General features: G+C 43.1%; 17 protein-coding genes. 4 read left to right on the top strand and 13 right to left on the bottom strand.

Translation table 11 applies throughout. The features are described 5' to 3' along the window. Window positions 1-20: 20 nt before the first annotated feature. Together ribF and murJ are read right to left on the bottom strand one after the other, a co-directional pair. Window positions 21-962 (bottom strand): bifunctional riboflavin kinase/FAD synthetase, encoded by a 942-nt coding sequence (ribF, locus tag DC094_RS07535; RefSeq protein ID WP_116686507.1) that lies wholly within the window; start codon window positions 960-962, stop codon window positions 21-23. A gap of 69 nt (window positions 963-1,031) precedes the next feature. Next, window positions 1,032-2,624: a murein biosynthesis integral membrane protein MurJ gene (gene murJ, locus DC094_RS07540; protein WP_116686508.1), complete on the bottom strand. Its 1,593-nt coding sequence runs from the start codon at window positions 2,622-2,624 to the stop codon at window positions 1,032-1,034. A 160-nt stretch (window positions 2,625-2,784) separates the two neighbouring features. On the opposite strand from murJ, the gene rpsT reads away from it, so the two are divergent. Next, the gene (gene rpsT / locus DC094_RS07545) at window positions 2,785-3,048 is read left to right on the top strand and encodes a 30S ribosomal protein S20 (protein WP_116686509.1); all 264 of its coding nucleotides are present in this window, start codon (window positions 2,785-2,787) and stop codon (window positions 3,046-3,048) included. An 84-nt stretch (window positions 3,049-3,132) separates the two neighbouring features. On the opposite strand, the gene proB is transcribed toward rpsT, so the two are convergent. The 4 genes from proB to rplU all read right to left on the bottom strand — a co-directional run bounded on the left by proB (window position 3,133) and on the right by rplU (window position 6,093). Then, window positions 3,133-4,257 (bottom strand): glutamate 5-kinase, encoded by a 1,125-nt coding sequence (gene proB, locus DC094_RS07550; RefSeq protein WP_116686510.1) that lies wholly within the window; start codon window positions 4,255-4,257, stop codon window positions 3,133-3,135. A gap of 168 nt (window positions 4,258-4,425) precedes the next feature. Next, complete coding sequence (gene cgtA / locus DC094_RS07555; protein ID WP_116686511.1) at window positions 4,426-5,445, bottom strand: Obg family GTPase CgtA; 1,020 nt, start codon at window positions 5,443-5,445, stop codon at window positions 4,426-4,428. Between the two features lie 63 nt (window positions 5,446-5,508). Then, window positions 5,509-5,766: a 50S ribosomal protein L27 gene (rpmA, locus tag DC094_RS07560; RefSeq protein ID WP_116686512.1), complete on the bottom strand. Its 258-nt coding sequence runs from the start codon at window positions 5,764-5,766 to the stop codon at window positions 5,509-5,511. Between the two features lie 15 nt (window positions 5,767-5,781). Beyond that, window positions 5,782-6,093, bottom strand: coding sequence for a 50S ribosomal protein L21 (gene rplU / locus DC094_RS07565; protein WP_116686513.1), 312 nt, complete (start codon window positions 6,091-6,093; stop codon window positions 5,782-5,784). Window positions 6,094-6,587: 494 nt separating this feature from the next. Between rplU and ispB the strand changes: the two genes are divergently transcribed. Both ispB and DC094_RS07575 read left to right on the top strand, forming a co-directional pair. Next, window positions 6,588-7,556, top strand: coding sequence for an octaprenyl diphosphate synthase (gene ispB / locus DC094_RS07570; RefSeq protein WP_116686514.1), 969 nt, complete (start codon window positions 6,588-6,590; stop codon window positions 7,554-7,556). A 127-nt stretch (window positions 7,557-7,683) separates the two neighbouring features. Further along, window positions 7,684-8,007: a MarR family transcriptional regulator gene (locus tag DC094_RS07575; protein ID WP_116686515.1), complete on the top strand. Its 324-nt coding sequence runs from the start codon at window positions 7,684-7,686 to the stop codon at window positions 8,005-8,007. A 241-nt stretch (window positions 8,008-8,248) separates the two neighbouring features. On the opposite strand, the gene DC094_RS07580 is transcribed toward DC094_RS07575, so the two are convergent. From DC094_RS07580 to DC094_RS07605, 6 genes are all read right to left on the bottom strand, one after another. Next, window positions 8,249-11,761: a pilus assembly protein gene (locus tag DC094_RS07580; RefSeq protein ID WP_116686516.1), complete on the bottom strand. Its 3,513-nt coding sequence runs from the start codon at window positions 11,759-11,761 to the stop codon at window positions 8,249-8,251. Between the two features lie 94 nt (window positions 11,762-11,855). Further along, on the bottom strand, window positions 11,856-15,338 hold the full coding sequence (locus DC094_RS07585) for a pilus assembly protein (RefSeq protein WP_116686517.1): 3,483 nt from the start codon (window positions 15,336-15,338) through the stop codon (window positions 11,856-11,858). A gap of 41 nt (window positions 15,339-15,379) precedes the next feature. Beyond that, the gene (locus DC094_RS07590; protein ID WP_116686518.1) at window positions 15,380-15,892 is read right to left on the bottom strand and encodes a pilus assembly PilX family protein; all 513 of its coding nucleotides are present in this window, start codon (window positions 15,890-15,892) and stop codon (window positions 15,380-15,382) included. Further along, on the bottom strand, window positions 15,889-16,956 hold the full coding sequence (locus DC094_RS07595; RefSeq protein WP_116686519.1) for a PilW family protein: 1,068 nt from the start codon (window positions 16,954-16,956) through the stop codon (window positions 15,889-15,891). The genes DC094_RS07590 and DC094_RS07595 overlap by 4 nt, the downstream gene beginning before the upstream one ends. Before the next feature lie 18 nt (window positions 16,957-16,974). Beyond that, entirely contained in the window at window positions 16,975-17,475 is a 501-nt protein-coding gene (pilV, locus tag DC094_RS07600) for a type IV pilus modification protein PilV (protein WP_116686520.1), read from the bottom strand. Then, window positions 17,463-18,035 carry a GspH/FimT family pseudopilin gene (locus DC094_RS07605; RefSeq protein WP_116686521.1) on the bottom strand — a complete coding sequence of 191 codons (573 nt, stop codon included), beginning with the start codon at window positions 18,033-18,035 and terminating at the stop codon, window positions 17,463-17,465. Before DC094_RS07605 ends, pilV begins: the two co-directional genes overlap by 13 nt. 222 nt (window positions 18,036-18,257) lie before the next feature. On the opposite strand from DC094_RS07605, the gene DC094_RS07610 reads away from it, so the two are divergent. After that, complete coding sequence (locus DC094_RS07610) at window positions 18,258-18,479, top strand: hypothetical protein (protein ID WP_116686522.1); 222 nt, start codon at window positions 18,258-18,260, stop codon at window positions 18,477-18,479. A gap of 16 nt (window positions 18,480-18,495) precedes the next feature. On the opposite strand, the gene DC094_RS22570 is transcribed toward DC094_RS07610, so the two are convergent. Beyond that, window positions 18,496-18,930, bottom strand: a complete 435-nt coding sequence (locus DC094_RS22570; RefSeq protein WP_304598349.1) for a type IV pilin protein — start codon at window positions 18,928-18,930, stop codon at window positions 18,496-18,498. Window positions 18,931-18,932: the final 2 nt, after the last annotated feature.

Below are 18,932 nucleotides of genomic sequence, written 5' to 3' on the forward strand. Positions count from 1 at the left end.
ATCGGTCGTCTTTAACCCGGTTAATGGCTGTTGGCCGTATATTCGGCCAGGAAATCTAGCGCCTGCAATTTGTCGATAGCTAATTGTTGCTTCAACTCTTCAGGTCCAGAAAAACGTTGTTCCGGTCGCAGCCGGTGAATAAATTCGACACTGGCATAGCACCCATAAAGGTCGCCATCATAGTCAAATAGATGTGTTTCAAGCCGCTGTTCTCGCCCATCAACGGTTGGCCTGAAACCTGCGTTGGCCATGCCGTACCAGCTTTGCCCTTTGGCAAAAAAGCGCACAACATAAACCCCCTGAACACCCAGTTTTCTTTTACCTGGGATCAGGTTTGCTGTGGGGAATCCTAACTGGCGCCCCAGTTGATCGCCATAAGCGACCCGACTGCTGATGCGATATTTACGCCCCAGCAAGTCTTCCACAGCGGATAAATCAGATTGCTTTAACATGGTGCGAATTCGAGTGCTGCTGACTCGGCAATCATTCATGGCATAGGTTTGGGTATCGATGACCTGAAAACCATGATCACGGCCAGTTTGCCGCAATAAATTGAAATTGCCTTCGCGATTATGTCCAAAGCGGAAATCATCGCCGACCACTAAAAATTTCACACCTAACCCATCGATTAGAACCTGACGGACAAAATCTGTCGCCAGTAAATCAGATAGTTTTCGGTTAAATGGCAAGCACAATAAGCGTTCGACACCTAACTCGGCCATCGCTAGGTATTTTTCGCGCAAGCTGGCCAAACGCGCCGGCGCACCTTGAGGTGAAAAATATTCTCTTGGCTGAGGTTCAAACAGAATCACCGTTGAAGGTAATCCCATTTTTTCAGCTTGCCGCATCAATTTGGATAAAACCGCCTGATGCCCCAGATGCACCCCATCGAAATTTCCAATGGTGGCGACACATCCGTGGTGTCGGGGTTTCAGATTGTGCAGGCCGCGAATTAACTCCATCGCACGACAAATCCTAGCTAAGCGAATCCGGCATTATATAAAGCGATTACTCGCCACGCTACAAAGAAACTACATTGGAGCGCGGATATGTCGTACTCGCAAGCCACTGATCAATAAAACACAGAAATATCCGAGTGCTCCGCCACCGATCAATCCAGTCAGCCACAGCCCACGGTTCAAGGCATTTTGCGCCAGCCACCAACCGGATTCCGGGGTAAACCAAAGCAAAATAAATCCCATGGTAAAAAGCGCCAGCAGTAGACGAAGGATAAAAACACCCCAGCCAGCGGCAGCCTTCCAAACACCTGACTTGGCCAAACCATGCCATAACAAACCGGCATTAACGATTGCCGACAATGAAGTCGCCAAGGCGAGACCGGCATGTTGTAGCGGGAAAATTAGTGCCAAGTTAAACGCCATGTTGACCACCATCGCGATAATAGCGATACGTACTGGAGTTTTCATATCTTGTCTGGCATAGAAACCATTGGCCAACACTTTCACCAGAATAAATACCAGCAAACCAAGCGAATAGGCCCGCAAGCTTCTGGCTGCCATCAAAACATCATGATCAGTAAAAGCACCGTACTGGAATAATGTCGCCAGCATCGGTTCCGCCAATAAGCCCAGCCCGAGCGCTGCAGGTAGCCCAATCAAAAACACCATCCGTAATGACCAATCGATACTGGCAGAAAACTTTACCGTATCACCGCTGGTATGAGTTCGAGATAAGTGCGGCAGGACTACAGTCGCTAACGCAACACCGAAAACACCCAGAGGGAATTCCATCAAGCGATCAGAAAAATACAGCCAACTAATAGAACCGTCTTGTAGAAAGGAAGCGAGCAAGGTATCTAGCAATAGATTTATTTGGCCAACCGAAACACCAAACAGCGCCGGTATCATCAGCGTTAAAATTTGCTTAACGCCTTTATGTTGGCCACCCCATTTTAGCTTTGGCAACAAGCCTAATTTCCAGACGAACGGCAACTGAAATAGAAGCTGAGCGATTCCAGCAACAAAAACACCCCACGCCAAAGCAACTACCGGCTGCTCCATGCCTGGTGCAAAAACCAGCGCAGCAATAATTAGCGAGATATTCAACAGCACTGGAGTAAATGCTGGAATACCAAACTTACCCCAGGTGTTAAGAATCGCGCCACAAAAAGCGGTCAGCGATATCAGCATCAGATAGGGAAAGGTCACTCGCAATAACTGACCGGCCAATTCAAATTTTTCTGGCTGATCAATAAAGCCCGGCGCAAAAACAGTGACTAATAAAGGAGCGGCAATCACCGCGATTAGATTGACGACAAAAAGAATTAGCGCCAGCGTGCCACCACTGTGAGCAACTAGGTCACGTACCGCAGCTTTACCACCTTCCTCTCGCCATTGTGACAACACAGGAACAAATGCTTGAGAAAACGCACCCTCTGCAAACAAACGACGCATGAAATTGGGAATTTTGAAGGCAACAAAAAAAGCATCTGCTGCCGGTGAGCCGCCTAACAGTCGGGCTAAAATAATGTCTCTGGCGAACCCCATCACTCTTGATAACATTGTCATACTACTGACGAGCAGCGTCGAACTTAAGAGCCCTTTAGACTCGGCCTTTGAAGCCGGCGGCCTTACCGGTTGAGATTGTTGTTGTGAGCTTTGCATATCACCATTGATTCTATTCAAGCATCCATTTACCGGCAAAATCCTGCCCGCACCGTTACTTGCAGCCTAAACCGCATCGAAAAAGATTGACAATCCTTCTTCAAGGCGGCATATTCTCGCGCCTTGTTATACCCTAAATTTAATTACCGGGAGTTAAAACGTGGCTAACTCTGCACAAGCCAGAAAGCGTGCCCGTCAGTCCGAGAAGCGGCGCCAGCACAATGCAAGCCGACGCTCCATGATGCGTACATTCATCAAGAAAGTTCTCAGCGCGATTGAGAGCGGAGACAAAGCAGCAGCTGAAAGCGCCTATCAGGCGGTAGTACCTGTTCTGGATCGTGCGGCTAACAAAGGCCTGATCCACAAGAACAAGGCTGCACGCCACAAGTCTCGTTTGGCAGCGCACGTTAAAGCAATTGCTTAATAACTGCTGACAAGACATCCCAAAAAAACCAGCTTTTAAGCTGGTTTTTTTGTATCTGCTATTTGCTTTAAAGTCTTTTGGCACTTAAAGCAATACCAGATTATCGCGATGAATCAGTTCTTCATCTGACATAAAACCTAGCACTTTAGAAATATCACTACTGGCTTTACCCTGAATTTTCTTAACGTCTTCTGAACTGTAATTGACCAATCCTCTAGCGACTTCTCGCCCTTGAGTATCAACACAAGCTACTAGCTCACCACGACGAAAAACACCTTCCACACCGCGAACACCTACGGCCAACAAACTTCGACCAGATTGTTTCAGCACTTTCACCGCGCCATCATCTAGCTGCAGCTTGCCATTCATTCGCAGCTGACCCGCCAGCCATTGCTTACGAGCCACTTCCCGCTCTCGACCTGACCACAACAAGGTTCCTTGTCGCTGGCCCTGCGAGAGCTGTTCGATAATCTTATCTTGCTTACCACAGGCGATCACTGTGGTTGCACCAGAACGCGCCGCTAAACGTGCAGCACGCAACTTGGTAATCATTCCGCCACGACCCAAACGCCCAGCATCACCCACCATTGCATCTAACGTATTATCGTCAGCGGCAGCTTGTTGGATTAATTCTGCATTGGGGTTTTTACGGGGGTCTTCTTTGAATAAGCCAGTTTGGTCGGTCAGAATCACCAGCAAATCTGCATCAAGCAAATTAGCGACCAGCGCAGCCAAGGTGTCGTTATCGCCAAAACGGATTTCATCGGTGACTACCGTGTCATTCTCGTTAATGATTGGCACGACTTTATGAGACAGCAAAGCTCGTAAAGTGCTTCGACCATTAAGGTAACGACCACGATCGGAAAGATCTTCATGGGTCAGCAACACCTGAGCGGTCTGACTACCAAAAATTTGAAAGATATCTTCCCAAGCCTGGGCTAAACGCATTTGACCGACAGCGGCGGCAGCCTGCTGCTGATCTAACGATTCAGGCCGCTCTTGCCAGCCCAAAGATTCCATTCCGGCAGCGATTGCGCCGGAAGAAACTAACACCAGCTCGATGCCCTGCTCACGCAATGCTTCGAACTGGGTTACCCAACGGGCCATCGCCTTGCGGCTAAGACCTTTTCCGTCTTCTGTTAACAAGGAGCTGCCTATCTTTACCACCCAGCGTCGAGCCTTAGGTATGGCAGCGTGCTCCCTTATCATCATTCATTACCGTCAATGTCATCGATACATGGTGCAAGATCGTACACCATCATCATTCGTTAGCGTCAATTCAATCGACAGAAAACAGTAGATCGTAAACCACCATCATTCGATAGCTTTAATACAATCCTTGTCAATCAACAGAAAACAGCAGATCGCAGGCAAAGATTATTCGTTGCCGTCAATCTCATCGATACGTTTCATCAGATCGTAGACCAATTGCTTGGTACCTTGACGCTGTAATCCAGACATTTTATAGAACTTGCCAGTCCAACCCAGCTTTTCAACGATCGCATCGCATACCGCGTCGCCTTCTTCTTCTGGCAAAATATCTAGCTTGTTCAAAACCAACCAGCGCTCACGATCCAGCAACTCAGGAGAGAATTTCTCCAACTCTGCAATGATCATCGCGGCATTATCTGCTGGGTCTGAACCATCAAACGGCGCAATATCAACCATGTGCAACAAGATGCGAGTACGCGACAAGTGCTTGAGGAAACGAATCCCCAGACCTGCGCCTTCTGCAGCACCTTCGATAACACCTGGGATATCGGCAACCACAAAGCTTTTGTAATCCGAAACGCGAACCACACCCAAGTTTGGATGCAAGGTAGTAAACGGATAGCCAGCAACTTTAGGTCTTGCAGCTGAAATTGAAGTAATCAGTGTCGATTTACCGGCATTCGGCAAACCAAGCAAACCAACATCAGCCATTACTCGTAATTCCAAACGCAAGCGGCGACGCTCACCCGGATTACCAGCAGTTGCTATGCGAGGCGCACGGTTAGTAGAGCTCTTGAAGTGGGCATTGCCCATTCCATGAAAACCACCACGGGCCACCATCATTGTTTGGTTAGCTTCAGTCAAATCACCTAAAACTTCATCAGTATCGATATCGATAACTGCGGTGCCAATTGGCACGTCTAGGTAAAGATCTTCACCGCGGGCACCAGTACAGTCTTTACTTGCACCATTCTGGCCACGACTTGCTTCATAGGTTCGGGTGAAACGGAAATCCACCAGGGTGTTGACCGCATCATTGGCACGAAGCCAAACATGACCGCCATCACCACCGTCGCCGCCATCTGGGCCGCCTTTGGGGATGTATTTTTCGCGACGGAAACTGACGATACCTCGTCCACCGTCGCCCGCTATCACCTGAACCGGTGCTTCATCAACGAACTTCATAGGAAACCCACATACAAAAAAGCCCCGGCGAAGCGGGGCTTTTTAGAGTCTTCAAACTGTTAATTAACTAGCGACAACGCTAATGAACTGACGATTCTTAGGACCCTTAACTTCAAATTTTACCTGGCCATCCGCTACTGCGAATAAAGTATGATCGCGACCAACGCGAACATTCGTGCCAGCGTGGAAACGAGTTCCGCGTTGACGAACCAGAATATTACCTGATGATACGTTCTCGCCACCGTAACGCTTAACACCTAATCGTTTCGACTCGGAATCGCGACCGTTACGAGTACTACCACCTGCTTTTTTGTGTGCCATGGTTAGGACTCCTAGTTAGGCGCTGATACCAGTGATTTTCACTTCTGTGAACCACTGACGATGACCCATCTGCTTACGATGGTGCTTGCGACGCTGAAACTTGATGATCTTCACTTTCTTAGCACGGCCATGGGCTACTACAGAAGCAGTAACTTTAGCGCCTTCAACTACAGGCTTGCCAATCTTGATATCTTCATCGTTGCAAACCAGTAACACCTGGTCAAACTCAACGTCAGCGTCGGTTGCAACTTCCAGCTTTTCTAGCTTAAGGGTCTGACCTTCGGTGACCCGGTATTGCTTGCCGCCGCTTACGATAACCGCGTACATAATATTGAACTCCAGTCTTTTCGTTGCCCGGAAGCAGGCAAACCTGGGAAAATCTGTTTGTAAGGGCGCGGATTCTACGGGATAACTCACATGCTGGCAACCGCAACTTAGACCGGTTGTCTGTATGCGGTTGAGAATAGCGATCGACAGAAATCCTGTCGCTGTGTGTCCGGGGCCATTGATCCCGGCGAGCAGCTTTCACTGCTTGCGCCCTTTCCCGGCGGCGGCATTATAACGACAGTTTTTATGGTTGGCTAGTACCTGATTTCTATTGTTGTTCCTAGAGTTAGTATTTATATGTTCAATTCGCCAGCAAAGGCTGGCCCAGCTTGAATTGGCTATGAAATTAAAACAACTAGAACAAAGTAAATTAGATCGATCTCTATCTCTTATATAAAAGTTGCGCCTTAGCTACTCCTTTCTATTGCTTGATTAATCGTTCGCTACTCCCTAGCATCTGCGCCATCTATATATGCGCGGCACCCGGAGTGGTCATGGATTTCGCACAAGTTCTCGAGCTGATAAAAGAAGAGAAGCAACAAGTTGATCAGCTGATTCTGGATCGACTGCAATCTGATGTGGTTTTAGTGAACCAGGTAGGTCATTACATTGTAAATAGTGGTGGCAAACGACTTCGGCCGATCTTGGTGCTCTTGGCAGCTAATGCACTTGCATATAAAGGAAGGGATCATCTCGAGCTAGCAGCAGTCGTCGAGTTCATCCATACCGCAACTTTATTGCATGATGATGTGGTCGATGCTTCGGATTTACGTCGCGGACGTGAAACTGCGAATGCGCTGTTCGGAAATGAAGCCAGCGTATTAGTTGGTGACTTTCTTTACTCGCGAGCATTCCAAATGATGGTTTCGGTAAAGCAGATGCGGGTAATGGAAATTCTGTCTGATGCAACCAACATTATTGCCGAAGGCGAGGTACTCCAACTACTAAACTGCAACGAACCTGATTTAAGCGAAGCCGATTACCTGGAAGTGATTCGTCGCAAAACAGCCAAACTATTTGAAGCAGCCACCCGACTAGGCGCGGTACTTTCTGGAGCGAGTCAGCAGCAAGAAGATGCTTTGGCCGAATACGGTAATTTGCTGGGTACTGCCTTTCAGATTATTGATGATGTCATGGATTACAGTGCCAGCGCTGAGGAAATGGGGAAAAATGTTGGTGATGATTTAGCAGAAGGCAAAACAACGCTGCCATTAATCCAGGCAATGAAAACTGGTTCCGCCGAACAAGCGGCAGTTATTCGCGCCGCTATTGAAGCAGGCTCTCTTGAGCAAATTGATTCTGTGACTAATATCATTAAAGAGACGGGAGCGTTGGAATACTCTAAGCAAAGAGCACAGCAACTAGCTGACGAGGCATGCGCCGTTATCAGCATACTTCCAGAAAGTAATTACCGCTCTGCACTTGAGGCTCTGGCGAGAATTGCCGTTGATCGCAACAAATAAGGATTGACGCTTCTGGCCGCATAGGATTCTCATTAAACCGCCTAACGCACAAATTCATCTAAAGCGTGACTTTTTCGTCATACCTGCTATCTATTAAAGTGGGTTTACACGACGGGAGCACACACAAATGAGCGTTAGCAAAGAATCGCTTATAGGCACACTAGACTATATACGTGACAAAGCAGGGAATCTTTCTATTGATGAGATTCTCATTTTACTAGCAGTATCCGATAGTAAGGGTATGAGACTCGGTGATATCTCTGAGAAATCAGGCGCAACTCGCCACCAAGTTTCACGCTTTGTTAACCTTTATAGCCGACACGGTTATAGAGGCGCATCATTAAGTCCAAAGCTGTTTTTAATCAAAGAAGATACCGGAAATGGGCCTGGCCGACCAAGACTTGTATCTTTAACAGCTCAAAGTAAGAAGATTGTAGCTGGTATCAAGTAATTGATAACCATTAAAAAAGGGAAGGCATGCTGCCTTCCCTTTTTTTGTTTTAAATAATGACACTGCGAGCTAATTTATCAAGGCAATACTGCAAAACCACTAACAACCAAAACAGAATTAATAATTACTAAGAACAAAAAAATACAATTAAGAATCAGCGGCAATTTAAATAAAATCACTTACTCTGATTTCCATTCAAATTATAAGCTGACAAAAGAATGCACTTTTAATCAAATGATTATTAATTGCTGCCTGATCTATCTAAATGAAAAGTTCGACCGATTTGGTTTTGTATTAAAAATCCTTCAAACCCTCGCTCTAATCCAAAATAAAACTCTGGATAACCTTGTTCAGGTAAAACAACCTGAGGCTGTGATGGCAATAATGATGAAACTAGTGGCGCCTGACGGTCATCAGCATTCAAAACATTATCAGAATTCACATCATAGACGGGGAAAGCATATTTCAAATCTAGTAAATAGGAAGCAGTTGCCCCCTGTGCAACTCTAACGCAAGGATCGGCGATATCTAGGGCTGGCTTATATGTGGTAAACAATACCTTTCCATCAAGTGTCAAAGATTCACTTACAACCTTCTCACCTTGCCCTTGCATTCTTAGGAACCAACCATTATCTCGAGCGTTCGCTGCAACCTTACTATTTGCTGCCAATGATTCAAACAACTGGTTCGAAGTTGCGTCATACAAATCAGATTCTGACAACTGTCTATAATTAGTCTTCTGTGGAGAAAGCTGATCTTTAAATAAATAAAACCGATCACCTACTTCACCATCCAAAGGATGAGACGCCCAACCACTTCCAATAGCTACATTAATTTTGTTCGCCGCCGAGTCTAACGAAGCATCCGGTGCTGCAAAAAAACGACGATAGTTATCGCTAGAAGCCCCAGAAACTGATGCAATTACACCGCCGGTGATATTTGGAGTTGATCGCGTACTATTGTGAACATCAAATCGCCATAACTGGCCACCTAAATCTCCTACATAGATTCTGTCAGCGTTGCCATTCTGATTAAGATCCAAAACTTTAGGTGTCGCAGGAATGCTAAATTCCATCGAATTAAACTGCAATGATGCTTGAGTATTAGTACCTCCCGCATGCCATAAAATCTGCCCAGTATCTAGACTTAGCAAAGCGATAGTATTGCCCGAAGCATTGCCTGGCGTTCTACTTTCATCATTGCTTGCATCATAGCCACCAGAAACTAAAACTACCTTTTGTGAAATATTATTGATTGGAATAGACATTACCTGAGGCTTTGACCAGCTTTGTCCAAAATATGTCAGCCCTGCATTTATTGGGTCAAAGTTCCACAAGAGTTCTGGCTGATTTCTATTGGTAATATCCAAAGCATAATAACTAGATCCTGACCTTCTCAAGCCAAAAAATAATATTATTCGACCTTGGCCATTTTCATTGTAATCTCCACCTGCACTTTTATTTGAATACCAAATAGACAGCTGACCATCTAACCCATGAGGCCTATTATCACCAACAGAATCTATTCTCACGGTATTTAATTGAGAGAGCAGCTCATTGGGAATGAAAGAAAAAACTTCAACTCCTGTTGCTTCATCAAAAGCGTGCAAGTAACCGTCTGATGTTGCAGCAAACAGCAGCGCATTGGCAGTCGCTTTCGTCACACCGTAGTTCGCTACAACTAAATTGCTATGAACAATAGCCCCCATAGTCTGATGCGCTTCAGATAGATTATTATCTTCATCATAATCTTGAGTATCTTTACCAAGCACCCAGTCAACTAAAGTGTTTCTATCTTCGTCAGAAACACTCAGCAATGAAGTTGTTAACAGCGGGTTATTTCTTGAAATTCGATTCGCAGGTGCAGTCAGGGGGCTAGAACTAAGGTTAGAATAAACTATCCGATTATTTGACAGCTTACTGCCAACGCCTCCATTCGAAATATCTGAACCTGCGCTTGTTGTGGATAGTAAATCAATCACTGCAGGGTTGATGCTTCCAGAAACAAACGCTGGGACATTATTTTTTCCAACAATACCAGCTGGTGTACGTTGATATTTTCTTATATTACCCAACCACCTCGATGCGAGTGTTGGTTGAAACAAAGATAAGTAAATATTATCATTACTAGTAAGCCTATCGAAAGCATTTGCCTGAATTTCAACTCCAACAGCATTACCATTATTTATTAATAATTTTTCAGTAATTGTTGTCAGTGCATCAAGAATTTCTTCAGTAGACTGCACATGATAAAAATCTCCACCACTTTGTGCCATCACTTCATCAATTTGTCGTGGATAGACATTAAAACCTATGACATCTGTTTGGACGGACTGCACCCCAGGTAACTCGGGAAATAAGTCATTTTTAGCCATATGCCCCACCAGCCTGGCCATGCACTGCGTCCCTAAACTTTGTGCATTCGTTGTAGGGCAATATGGTTGACCACTTGAGCCTGTAATTTCTTTAATTAATCGAGCGGCATCATCTGTCACTTGATAAAATTCGCCATCAGTAATCAATACATGACGGGCTTTATGGCACTGATGAGTAATCACTGGTTTATATACCGCATTACCCGTTATATTCTCATTAACACAGTCACTATTATTTAAATCAAAATCATGGCACTCTGCTGATCGAGAAAGGTTGCCTCCGTTGTAACTAGCTGAGTGCGCAATTCTCGAATGAATAGGTTGTCGCGAATCACGATCTTTACCTTCTCTAAATCGACCTTTTCGAACAGCCTCACCTGAAATATATAACAGCGTTTCTAGCGTAGATTCAATGCTTGGTGTGTAATCATAGTAATCACTCAGCATGTAACTCGATATTTCTTTTTTTAATTCTTCTTTTACCGTAAGTTTGCTTAATTGTTGTGCAACTGATCCTTTACCATTATCAACACCGTAATTAACTGCTGGACACGAACTTTTTGATCTACTTGTCGGGATCAGACCTACTTCTAATTGTGCAGGATGATATGATGGGTGCTCAGAGGCTGCTATGCTAATTGCAGATTTGTTTTTAATTATTACAGCCAAATCTTGACCGCCACACCATTCGCTACGCGAAAGAAGCTCATTGATCAATCCTATAATGGATATTTTAATTTCAGTACCAACCGATACATAACCACTCGCAGAAACTTTGGTGGTTGAACTGCTCCAGCGATTAGAAATATCTGAATTTTCTTCTTTTACTTCTCTAGCGCTATTACTCGACAATAGCTTTACTTCAAAATTATAATATCCTGAATTAGTTGCGATTAAATTTAAATCAGCTTGATCTGCTTCTATCTCTGATGGCGCATTAAACTGAGGAAATCTAAGCAAAGTATAACTTTCTGTGCCACTACCCAATGAAGATGATTGAGTTAAAACCTGTGAAAAAGAGTTTTCATACCCATCATGATCATTTGAAGCTACTTCGCGACGAACAACAATCGAACAACCAACAGCATTACAATATGAGTCATCGATATCAGCCACAGGGAACCCTACAGCCAAAGAACTGAAGCCACCGCCATAAAATCCAACCATTCCAACACGAATGCCTGACAAGCTATCAATTAACCGGTTGATACTATTAAGAAGTGGGATTCTATTTTCCCGAAGCGATGCTGAGTTATCAAGTGTCATGATTAATGAATTTTTCTGACCACCATTATCCACTTGAGAAAAATAAATTTCACTATCATCAGAAAAAGCTAACGATGAAAAAAATAATAAAATAATAATTACAAAAAAACGCATACCAACCTCATTAATCTAAATCACATAGAAATACCACCCTGCATAACTGACTTCTTATATAAAACAGAGAGATGTTTTGTCACAGCCAGTTCATTTAGTTTCCGAAAGAATCACTATGAAACGTTCTATTCACCGCATTCGGAGAAAATTCAATATCGTCGAATATTTTTTCTGTCCCAAGATACAATTGAGGCTCACCCTTCCCTGGAAGTAAAAGCTGTGGCTGGCTTGGTAGCAATGATGATTGAAGCTGTTGAAATCTATCAGATAAATCCACAATATTATCATCATTAATATCATAAATTGGATTCGCAAAGCTTGTACTAACCAAGTAAGTTTTAGCACTACCAAGAGCAACACTGCTACAAGCATTTTCAGCATCAACAGAAGGAATATAAGTACCAAAAATAACATTACCATCAGCAGTTAATGATTCACCAACTACTTTTTCACCGGAATTACTAAACCCCAGATACCAGCCATTATTCTTCGCTTTATTGAGATTTACATTACCGATGTTACTAGAAAGTGCTATTTTACTTGTCGCATCATATAAATCAGATTCAATTACTTGTGTATACGAAGCTGATTTAGGAGATATATCATCTCTAATCAGGTAAAACTTATCATTAACATCTTGATCCAAAGGATGAGAAGCCCAACCACTGCCAATAGCAATATTAATCATTTGACCACCAGCCTCTATTGATACATCTGGTGTTGAGAAAAAACGACGCCTCTGATGTTTTGTATCTGGGTCAGCAACAGCGGCGATCACTCCTCCTGTAATTAAGCTTCCAACAGTTTGCCCATTATGAATATCAAATCGCCATAGCTGGCCACCTAAATCTCCAACATAAAATCGATCAATAAAACCATCTGAATTTAAGTCAAGAACTCGTGGTGTAGCAGGAATACTATATTTCATTTGATCAAATTCTGACAACGCCCCTACACCATATCCACCTGCACTCCAAACAACGTTACCTGATTTAATATCAATCAAAGCTAACCCCGCACCTTTTGATTTTTCAGTAGTTAGCACAGTATCATTGGCAGGGTCATAGCCACCTGAAACCAAAACCAAAGATCTATCTTCATTATTAATTTTAATGTTTAAAACTTGTGGTTTTGACCAGCTTTGACCGAAATAACCAAGCCCTGATTCTTTTGGAGAAAATTTCCAATGCAGACTGGGCTGTCCGTGCGTGCTAATATCTAAAGCATAATAGGTTTCACCGGAGCGCCTTAATCCAAACAATAGATATAAATCACTAGCGTCACCCTTATTGAAATATCCATTGCCATCTAGATCAGAATACCATGTAGTTAATTGGCCATCGATTCCATGTGGCCTTTCGTCGCTCTCTTGATTTTCACGAACAGTATTTACCTGAGGTAAAAGTTCTTTTGGTATAAATACATATTCTTCTTGGCCAGTTACCGCGTTAAACGCATGCAAAAAACCGTCGCTTGTTGCCGAAAATAGAATTGGTTTTGCGTTTTGAATATTTGCTCCATAATTGGCAACGACCAGATTACTATGGACGATGCCCCCCATAGTTTGATGAAGTTCTTCTACATCTTTATCCTGATCATAATCTTCTGTATCTTTACCTAAAATCCAATCAATTTGCTTTTCTCGCAAACGACTACTCACACCTAATAAATCAGCAGTAAGGTTTTTGTTATCCGCCTTAATACTATTTGATGCATGGTTTAATGGCTGCGATGGGTCAAGGTCAACAAAAACCTTTCTGTCTTTAGTAAAGTTACTTGTTGCTCCGCCTGACAACGTACTTGACGAAGCACTACCTGATGCCCAAAAATCTTTTGCCGAGACGTTATAGCCATTAATACCAACAGCTAAGGCATTATTCTGACCAACAATATTGTTATTTTTATATTGATACTTTTTAATATTACCCTGCCATCTTGAACCAAGAGCGGGCTGAAAGAGAGCAAAGTAAATATTATCGTCAGTAGTCAATTGATTGTAAGCATTGACCTGTACGTTAAAAGCAACATTACTATCATCAATTAATAGCTGATTAGAAATACTATCAAAAGCCGCAGTCAAACCAGCAACAGATTGGGCAAAGTAGAAATTGCCACCACCAGCCTCTGCTACTTGTCTCATCGCAGTTGTTTCTATATCTAAGCCAATAATATCTGTCGGTATAAACTGATCACCAGGAATACGAGGAAACTGATCAACACTACCCATATATGTTGTGAGCGCTCTTAACTGACACGCAGCTCTTTGCCCAAATGAACCAGTGCAGGAAGCAGCACCCGGAATATAACTAGGAAAATCGTAAACCCCTGAGTAAAGTTCGCCATCCGTTACAACAACAGCCCTGACTTTCGAGCATTGGCCTATAGATGCCGCTTTATAAACAGCGCGTCCACTAATTTTCTCAGGTATACACGCTGAGTTACTCAAGTGAGCATCATCACAAGCAGCATTTCTCGTTAAATCCCCTCCCACATAAGAATCAGTGTGAGAAATTCTGTTTAGCGTTTGATTTGCCAGAAAATCTGAGCGAAATCGCCCATACTCGACACTTCGTCCCGTAAGGTAAAAAAATGCTTCCAACGCGGCATCTACCGTATATGTACCCCTAGATGAGCCATGATAAATATAGTTATCTACCTCGTCAGAAAAAACCTTTTCCACTAAATCTTCACCATAACTTCGGTATGCTGTTTTGGGGCAAGTCCCTGCCACACTTCGATCAAGTTTGATTTCGAACCTTGGTGGCGTCGACTGATTATTTTCAAAAGAAGCAATGCTTCCTGTGTTTATTTTTACCAAAACTGTAAGCGCTTGCCCTGCACACCAGTCATTTCTATTTAAATGGTTTTGGATTAAATTATGAACATTGAAATATTTATCTTCTGCTTGCTCTGCAACACCAGAAAAGCTTAATGTAGGCTGCTCATCATTCCACCGATTACTAATATTTCGATGCGTTTCTTGTATAGCATCGGTACTTTTTGAGTCTTGAATCTGAATGTCAATTGAATAGTTTCCTGGCTGAAGTTCGAAAGACAATTCACCAGAATTTACAAGCGTCGATTGAGGCGCCTGAAAGTTAGAAAAGTGAATACCTACGTAATGCTCACCTTCTCCTCCCATTAACTTACTGGAAATAGAAACATCTCCGGTAGAACTCTCAACAGCATCAGAGTCACCTTTAACTACTTCTCTGCGTATAACAACATCACACTCTACTTCATCACAGTAGCGCTCTCCAACGCGTGCGCGTGGAAACACCACCGCACCTTTCGGATATCGTCCACCATGAAATCCAGTAAAGGCTACCGTAACGCCTTTGATATCATCAACAAGGTTCCGAACTGACTCGCTAAGTACGTCCCTTCTAGTTGGGCACCTTAACAAATATTGGTCTTCGCATTTAACACGACCATTTAGTGAAATGGAATTATCTATACTAAACATCAACACACCCTGTGAAGGGTCGGGATTTCCAGAAAAATAAATTTCGCTATCATCAGCAAGTAAATTTAGAGGGAGCAAAATTGATAAGAAAATGATTAATGTTTTTTTCATGATTTCCTTAATGCTACGATACTGGTTTTTATTTTAAAAAATTAAAAACCAAGTCTCGCTAAACCTTGAGTAACGGTTGTTTCAGCGACCACTGTATCATCAGCTCCGGTCTCAATTGCACCTCTGCTGACAATTTCGAAACGATGTAATTTAAACCCGCCATTGACGCCCAAAGAGTATCCCTCAGGAATACCTTCACCAACATAGGACACATCAACATCAGTAGCTGCTGATGCAGCTGAAGATGAAGTCCATTCAGTAATTGATGCACTACTTAGGTTTATTGATGGTGTTACGTCTTTAGAAACATCAATACCACTGATAAGCCCAGACAATTGATTAGGCGAACTTTCAATACTCGCTAACGCTAGCGACGCAGCACTCTCTGCAATATTTAAACTACTTTGAAGACTAAGGGTATTAGAGGCTACTTTTCCTTCTAGGTTGGATGTTCTAACCGAAGAGACACCTAGAATTGTTAAAACTAATAACCATATCAGGCAAACTACTAAAACAATGCCCGATTGGTTTGATTTAATTAAACCCCACTTCATCCTCTATTCTCCCGGTTGCGAATAGATAAAACTGTTTGAAAAATTCGCCTACTTCTTAAATCTTCAGATTGATAATCTGTTGGGCTAAAACTACTTCCTAACAAATCATATGAGTTTCCGTCTTGCCGGTTACGGGATCGCTCTGCCGTTTGAACCAACATTGCAATTTGCACACCAACAACATTACCTAAATCAGCAGATGAAAGGTCATCAGTCAATACTTTTAACCCCCCTCCAGCGATTCTTTCTGATAAGCCTACCCTTAAAAATTCAACACCTTCAGATAACTCGGAAGTATCTCCAGACTCATGTTGATACAGAGAATATCCCGCATAACCCGAGCGGTTTGTTTTTCCATTGTTTTTTGTATAGTAAGTCCGGCTAATTAACTGCATGACACGAGCATTATTAGTATAAATTTTACTAAAATTGTTTCTATCTGGAGTTGCTGAATTTGTAGTAAACGTAACTTCTACCTGAGGTGCTGTAGTTACTGTTACAGAGCCAATTTCAAAAATATCCACTGTTTCACAATCAGAAATTATGACAATATCATTAGCAACTAACCCCAAGTTATTGTTAGCTAGCGTGACAACTCCTGTTGCAGATACCATATCAATGGCCAATTGGCTAAAGCGTGCAGATGCTCTTTGAATGCTAATCACATCGCTATTATTTCGCGGCGCATTTGCAGATACCAAACTGTTTAAATCTGTAGGCCTACTTGGGGACCAATCTCCTGTGCTATCAACCCGAAAAGCTCTAACTGCTTCATCAAAAGGATTAACTGTATCCGCTACATTGGACATTCTATTTGGCTCAATTAAATTTGGATCAGCACAGCCCTGATAGCCCGCTAAACGCACATCTCTTGATATGGCTTCAACTGAAAACCTCCCACTGTCTTGCAGCCTAATTTCTTCATTACTTTTGCGATAGGTTGGATTTGCACCAAAAAAAATCTGACCAGCTCCAGCTAATAACAACAAGCTTAAAGTTACCGCGATCAAAAGCTCTACAAGCGTTAATCCTGATTGAATCTGTTTAAAGCTATTTAATTTCATCCCAATAATCCTATGGCGCTATGGAATAACCGGCAAACTATATTCATGAAGCTCGGCACCATCATTGTTGGCATCGTCTGAATTTGAAGATGATCGATCTTGGAGTACCTGTTCAGTCCACTGCAATCTGACCACATTGATCCCATTCACTAAATGGATCGAACCTATTGCACCCGGCAAGCCTGCAATAACATGACTCCTCCAATGGAATAAATCATTTGCGGCTATATCTTCTGCTGACGAACAATCGCTATCTACAGCACATGGCGTACTTAGCCAATCATCCCAACTGTCAGCCCGGTAACTTCCACCCACCACACCATCACTATTTCCTCTCATGCGTTCTGCTAATTCCACAGCTAAAATTGCAGCTTGGGATCGCTGATAAGCACCGTGCCCTGTTTGCAATGAAATTAATTGCAATTGCGCCATTCCCAACAAACCAATTACCATTATAAATAATGAAATTAGCACCTCAAGAAGCGAAAAACCGGAATGTTTTTTATTTATAAAGGACATGTTACATCCCCCATATTATTTACAATTCCATTATTGTCGGTATCTCTGGCAGATTCAGCTCGACCGCTAGCAGTTATATTTACTGCTCTGGCGAAATTGGCACCTCGAGGGTCACAAATCACTAGCGAACCAGTATCAAGCCCTTTTAAACGACCTCGCTGATCATAGCTAATATAATCATTTGCAAAGCCAGCACCCTGAATCGTCAAAGTGGCGTCTGGTTCATCGCCAGTGTGGAGTAAAGTTTCTCCATTTGCCGGGGCTGTTGCTCGTGCGCCATCGCCATTCTCATCAATAAAAATAATCCAACCTCTATTCCATTGGTTAGCTGCATTACATGTACTGCCGTTAGCTGAAGCACACAATGTGACATCTTTCCTTCGAGTCACTGCTTCGGAGCGAGCAAACATCAAGCTTCCCGATAATTCATTGCTATATGAAATTAATGAATTATTCAGTATGATGTTTCTAAAAGATGGGACTGCCCATACGGCTAAGATACCTAGCACAGCAATCGTCATCATAATTTCTGTCAGCGTAAATCCCCGCATTTGTTTCATAGGTCTGCTTCCTAGCGTAACAATGCAACAAAAAATAACCTGCTAATGCAAATATTAGAAAAGGCTAGTGAAATAGATAGCCAATAAATGGAGAACTTTTCACGGTTTAAGTCGCTACAGTGCGTTATTCAGACAACTGGCGGCGGTGCAGAAACAAACGGATCAATTTGTAAAGATATTTTTTTCTGACCCCATAAAAAAAACTATTCACAGGGAAATGTGATGAATAAAACTGCTTATCCCGCTACGGGCATATATTTAAGCGAAGTCATGCCGGGTATTGAAGTTAATATCAAAAAACTGTCTAGAAGCCCTTCTAGGGGGTTTTTAATATTCCTGGAAATATCAGATAGGGATGAAGCTATGGAAATGGATCGTGAGGAGTGGCAAGCGCTTGTCGATGACTGGATGCTCTATAAGACAGGGAGCCTAGCTGAAGCATAAAAACTGCAGAGTGCTATTACCAGCACTCTGCAACTGAACCTGTACCACTGATCCCTCGAGTTCGTGCCTGATTCAAGGTAAAATTGGCACATATCGTATCGCTTGTTTGCGTCCCTTGGGGGGTTGCCGTCAGAGTATAAGCTGTAGCTGTTGCATTAACCGTAACTCTATACAGCTTTTCAGCAGAATCATACGGGAAAAAACCGGTACAATTTGCGTGATTAAACGCATAATAATCAGAGTAGCAACGCTGCAAAAACTGAGCCGCTTCATTAATTCCAGTTATTGCATCAGTTCTGCGTGTCTGCATAACTTGGCGATTATATGATGGATAAGCAATTGCGGCCAAAATTCCAACAATTGCAATCACAATCATTAGCTCAACTAAAGTGAATCCTTTTGAGCGACGGGATCTGTTGCCAAGCATCCCACTTACTGTTTTCTGCTCCACGC

It is taken from the genome of Pelagibaculum spongiae (assembly GCF_003097315.1).
Classification (GTDB): Bacteria; Pseudomonadota; Gammaproteobacteria; order Enterobacterales; family Pelagibaculaceae; genus Pelagibaculum; species Pelagibaculum spongiae.